At 67.2% G+C, this 3,088-nt stretch carries 3 protein-coding genes and 1 tRNA gene; 2 read left to right on the top strand and 2 right to left on the bottom strand.

Going from position 1 to position 3,088, the window contains the following annotated elements; all coding sequences use genetic code 11:
* Positions 1 to 504 (bottom strand): isochorismatase family protein (locus tag VEG08_14810; GenBank protein ID HXZ29262.1); only part of this gene is annotated, 504 nt, incomplete at its 3' end.
* A gap of 76 nt (positions 505 to 580) precedes the next feature.
* The gene (locus VEG08_14805) at positions 581 to 955 is read right to left on the bottom strand and encodes a metallopeptidase family protein (GenBank protein HXZ29261.1); all 375 of its coding nucleotides are present in this window, start codon (positions 953 to 955) and stop codon (positions 581 to 583) included.
* A 60-nt stretch (positions 956 to 1,015) separates the two neighbouring features.
* On the opposite strand from VEG08_14805, the gene VEG08_14800 reads away from it, so the two are divergent.
* Positions 1,016 to 1,089 (top strand) — tRNA-Gln (locus VEG08_14800).
* Between the two features lie 142 nt (positions 1,090 to 1,231).
* Positions 1,232 to 2,464, top strand: coding sequence for a hypothetical protein (locus VEG08_14795; protein HXZ29260.1), 1,233 nt, complete (start codon positions 1,232 to 1,234; stop codon positions 2,462 to 2,464).
* Positions 2,465 to 3,088 lie beyond the last annotated feature (624 nt).

Below are 3,088 nucleotides of genomic sequence, written 5' to 3'. Positions count from 1 at the left end.
CATGCGCTTCAGCCCGAGCTTCCAGTTCAGCTCGGAGCGCGAGCCCACCGCGTCGGCGGCCACGTGCACCAGATAGCCCGCGCGCAGGGCGCCCAGCGCCGTCTGCATCACGCAGATGTGCGACTCCATGCCGCACAGCAGCAGGGTGTTGCGCTGGCCGGGCAGCGCTTTCACTGCCGCGCAGAAGCCGTCGTTGGAGAAGCAGCCGAACTCCAGCTTGTCGAGCGCCGCCGTGCCCGCGGGCAGCAGGGAAGCGATCTCCGGCACCAGCGCGCCCAGCCCCTTGGCGTACTGCGTGGTGGCCAGCACCGGGAGCTGGAGGATGGCGGCCAGCCGCAGCAGCAGTTGCGAGTTGCGCACCAGGCGCTCTTTCTCGTGGATGGGCGGCAGCAGCTTCTCCTGGATGTCCACCACCACCAGCGCGCAGTCTTCGGCCCGCAGCGGGCGCCGCGCCAGTTCCTGCATCTCGATCTCCGTGGCTTTGGGGGTCAGGCTCGATGCCATGGTCGTTCGCTCCCGGCCGCAGCCGCGGCCTCCGCCATTCTAGTCCCTGGGCGGCGGAGCGGGGCGGGCGGCGGGCTCACAGGTCACGCAGTTCTTCTTCCGTCATGCCGAAGTAGTGTCCCAATTCGTGCAGCAGGGTGCGGCGGATCTGCTGGCGCACCTCCGCCTCGCTGCCGCAGATGGCCTCGATGTTCTTCTGGTAGAGCACGATGTGGTCGGGGCCGGCGGCCGCCTGGAAGACGCTCTTCTGGGTGCGCGGCACGCCCGCGAAGATCCCCAGCAGCAGCTCGCGGGGGGCGCCGGCGCGCGGGCGGGGAGCGTGCGGGCGCGGACGCTGCGCGGGCGGATAGTCCTCCACCAGCACCGCCACGTTGTGGATGCGCCGGCGGAAGAGTTCGGGGAGATGGTCGAGCACGTCTCCCACCACCGCGGCAAAGCGCTCGCGCGTCATGCCTGCCTCCGGTTGACCGTAGACCAGCCTGCCCCTAGAATCAAGGAGTCCAACCGCTGCTGCCCCCTCGTTCAATGGTAGGACAGCTGACTCTGGATCAGCATATCGGGGTTCGAATCCCTGGGGGGCAGCCAAATCCCCTTGGGAACCGATGTTGTCTGAAGGTCCCCCGTCCGCGGGACATCGGGGCGCGCGCCCGACTCTGGTGATAAACTAGGGGGCCGTTTGGGCTCCGGGCACTGGGAGATTTCCGACCCTCGCAGTGAAAGGATCGCGATGACCCGCACGCGCCGCTTCTTTCCACTGGCTTCCGCCCTTCTGTTTCTGTCGCTCCTGCTGCTGGGCGCGGCCACCGTCGCCGCCGCTCAGGATTCCGCCAGCTCGCCGGCGCCGGTATCGGCGCCCGCGCCGCCGTCGCCCCGGCCCGCCCCAGGATGGTGGGCGGTGGCGGCCGCGCAGCCGCGTCCGGCGGCGGCTCCCGGGATCAGCCCCGATCCCGCCCGCAAATGGGAGGTCGAGTTCCACGGCGCCGGCTTCCTGAGCTTCAATCCCACCGGTGGCACCTCCACGCTGCCGGGGATCGTGGGCGGCTTCACCTCGCCCAGCGGCGGCTCCAGCCTCTTCGTTCCCTCCTGGTACTTCGGCGTGGGCAACACGCTGTACAACACGGTGCAACTGAACCACATCCCGCTGCTGACCCAGTCCATCGCCTCGCTGGATTCGGTGCTGACCCACGCGGTGGTGCGGCGGGACCACGGCCCGGGGGTGGGCGCGCGCCTCACCCGCGAGATCACCCCGCGCTTCTCCATCGAGGCCGGCTTCGAATACAACTTCGGCTCGCTGGCCTTCTACGGCGCGGGCGACCAGATCAACACCTCGAGCGCCACCTGGCAGGCGGCCTTCACCCAGCTCTTCACCGCGCCCGCCTGCGGGGTCTGCAGCGGCACCAGCGTGACCTCGGTGGCCACCATCCACGACCACAGCGGGCAGGAACTCGTGGCCACGGGCGCGCTCAACATCAACCTGCGCACCCAGGGCCGCGCCATCCCTTACGTGACCTTCGGCGGCGGCGGCATCTTCAGCCTGGGGGACGCGCCCTCGGCCACCCTGGTGGGCAACTACCAGTTCAGCTTCACCGGCGCCCCTCACAACGAGACCGACGCGGTGCGCCTGCACTACCGCGTCCCCGACCACGCCGCCACCGGCTTCTTCGGAGCGGGCGTCAAGTACTACATCACGCCGCACTACGGGATCCGCGGCGAGGTGCGTGACTACGTGAGCGGCTACAACGTGGACAACCTGCTGGACGCCGCTCCCACGGTAGCCACCCTCACCCCGGCCAACGCCATCGGCACCACCGGCAACCCCTCGCTCTCCTTCAGCAACAATCCTTCCACCGGCTTTCCCTCCAGCCTGAGCGCGCCTCCGCTCAGCAGCTTCCGCACTCTGGCGGGCAGCGGCACCCTGCACCAGGTGGAGATCACCTTCGGAATCTTCTTCCGCTTCTAGAGGGCCCGCCCACCCTTTGCCCAAAGCGCCCGTCGCTTGCGCTCCGGACCGGCAAAGGGTGGGGCACCCCCGGGTGTGCTGCTTTCGGGATATACTCTCGCGCGGAAGGTGGGCCACCCGCCCACCCACGGAGGGACACAGGAGTTTCTCACCGCTATCGAGAAAAATGGGTTCAGGGACCCAATTAAGGAGGGCCTCGACCCAATCGCCGATATGTACGCGCAGTACGTAAAGGACGCAGTGTGCAGTCCGGACTCGTGCCCCCTGTTTTACACGTTCACCTTGCTGAAAGCCGAGTTCGGCATTGGTGTCAACTACTCAATGTACTTTGAGGTGCAAGCGGACTCCCGGACCTTCCCGGCATTCAACGGACCAATAATGACCAAAGGCAAGATACCCGCGCCCAAGAGGCACAACCCTCCGATAGTGCCACGGTAGGTTCCTTGGATTGGTCCTACTTCGACCGGTCCTTGCAGAAGATAAGGTCGCAGGATTGATTTGGTGCTTGGATACCTAGCGAGGGGCGGAATGGCGGCATCGGGAAACTCTTGGCGATGGAGAAGGAATATGCGTCTTTCCCTATCCGCGCGCTGGTTGACGGTGGCATTGCTGCTGGCAACGGCC

The sequence above is a fragment of the Terriglobales bacterium genome, from assembly GCA_035624475.1.
Taxonomy (GTDB): Bacteria; Acidobacteriota; Terriglobia; order Terriglobales; family Acidobacteriaceae; genus DASPRL01.
The sequence above is the reverse complement of the archived record's forward strand: the minus strand, read 5'-3'. Positions and strand labels throughout refer to the sequence as shown.